The organism is Janthinobacterium sp. CG_23.3 (assembly GCF_046115965.1).
Taxonomy (GTDB): Bacteria; Pseudomonadota; Gammaproteobacteria; order Burkholderiales; family Burkholderiaceae_D; genus Janthinobacterium.
This window is the reverse complement of sequence record NZ_JBJXIB010000257.1, coordinates 1-1,608: the sequence shown is the minus strand read 5'-3', so window position 1 is coordinate 1,608 and position 1,608 is coordinate 1. Positions and strand designations below refer to the sequence as shown.

Sequence of the window (1,608 nt, the reverse complement as noted above, 5' to 3'; positions counted from 1 at the left end):
CCCACACGCCCTGTCCTGCCGTACTCGAGTTCTGCCCCTTTTTTGGTTGCTCGTGGTTTCCTCTTTGTCGTGTTGCCGTACCCCCGCTGCTCCCTGGCCGGCGCCTGCAAGCCGGCGCCGGCGGTCAGCTCGGTCAGGCGGGCGGTGTCGGCGCGCGAGGCGGCGTCCTGCTGCGCCACGGCCAGCAGGCGGGCGCAGGCGCGCAGGCTGTAATACTGGTTGGCCACCTCGGCGGCGACCGAGACGCGGGCGTCGTGCCAGCCGGCGTGGGCGCCGTCCAGGCGCGCCTGGGCGGCGTCGCGGGCGGCGCGGTTGGCGCCGAACAGGTCGATCTCCCACGCCGCCTGCAGCGCCGCCTGGGCGGTGGTGCCGAGCGGCTGGGCCGACTGCTGGCTCGTGCGGCTGGCGCTGGCGTTGGCGTCCAGCGTCGGCCCCAGCGCCGCGCCGCTGCCGACGCGCTCGGCGCGCGACTGCGCGATGCGGCTGCGGGCCGCGGCGACCGACGGGCTCACTTCCTGGGCCGCGGCGATCAGTTGCACCAGCAGGGCGTCGCCCTGGCGCTGCCACCAGCCGGCCAGGTCGTCGACGCTGCCGTTGTGCGGCAGCGGCGCCTGCCATTGCGCCGGCGCGGCGTGCGCCACCCGCGGCGCCGGCGCCTGGCTGGCGCAGGCGCTCAGCGCCATCGCGGCGGCGGCTGCCAACGCGCGTTGAAGAGTCTTCATATGCTTCCTTGTCGTAGACGGGTTTGTTCGGCGGCGACGATCGCCTCGGCATAGCCGACTAGGCGCGGCTGCCAGCGCAGCACCGCGTCGGGCGTGTCCAGCAATTGCGGGCGCGCCGCGCGGATCACGTCGCAGCCCAGCATCACTTGCAGGCCCAGGCCGGTGATGGCGAAGGCCAGCCGGTGCATATCGTCGTCGGCGCCGGCGACGCCGAGGTGGCGGCACAGCAGGGACACCAGCGCCAGGTGCATCGGCTTGATCGACTGGTCGATTTCCTCGGCCAGCAGGCCGGTCGGTTCGAGCATCTCGCGCGACCACATGCGCATGCACAGCTGCGCCGTCTCGCCCTGGCGCATCGGTTCGAGCAGCAGCGTGAAGAAGCCGTCGAGCGACTGGCGCAACGTGAAATGGGGTTGGTCGAACAAGCCGATGTCGTGTTCCGGGCTGGAGGACGAGGCCGACAGCGCGGCGCGGTACAGGCCGGCCTTGTCGCCGAAATAGTAGCTGATCGCGGCGACGTTGGCGCCGGCGGCCAGGGCGATTTCGCGGGTCGGGGTTTTGTCGAAGCCGCGCTCGGCGAACAGGCGCATGGCCGCCATCAGCAGGCGCTCGCGCGACTGCTCGCCGTCCGAGCGCGGCTTGCGCGCGTCGTCGGCGGGGCGGCCGGCTTTGTTGTTGGTGGATCTATCATTCATAAATGCTATTAAACCATACGTTTCAAACGATTGATATAACTAAAACGATTGCTTAGTTTGAACGCCCGCGGCGCCGGGCCTTGCGCCAGCCGGCGCGGCTCTATGCCGTTTTGTATGGAAATTGACTTTCGGATCGGTAGCGGGTACCCGCTTTCATAAGCGGTGCAGCTGGGCGTAACGGGTTCTGTGGC

General features: G+C 69.9%; 3 protein-coding genes. All 3 read right to left on the bottom strand.

Going from position 1 to position 1,608, the window contains the following annotated elements:
- Positions 1-722: TolC family protein (locus tag ACFDR9_RS27630; protein WP_409033067.1), on the bottom strand; the 722-nt coding region annotated here is incomplete at its 3' end.
- Positions 719-1,417 (bottom strand): CerR family C-terminal domain-containing protein, encoded by a 699-nt coding sequence (locus tag ACFDR9_RS27625; RefSeq protein WP_017877092.1) that lies wholly within the window; start codon positions 1,415-1,417, stop codon positions 719-721. The genes ACFDR9_RS27630 and ACFDR9_RS27625, both read right to left, overlap by 4 nt.
- Before the next feature lie 8 nt (positions 1,418-1,425).
- The coding region (locus ACFDR9_RS27620; protein ID WP_409033066.1) for a hypothetical protein at positions 1,426-1,608 on the bottom strand (183 nt) is incomplete at its 5' end.

Bases quoted from the DNA above. Each gene is read 5' to 3' on its own strand.
- ACFDR9_RS27625 (WP_017877092.1), bottom strand. From the start codon at position 1,417: ATGAATGATAGATCCACCAACAACAAAGCCGGCCGCCCCGCCGACGAC.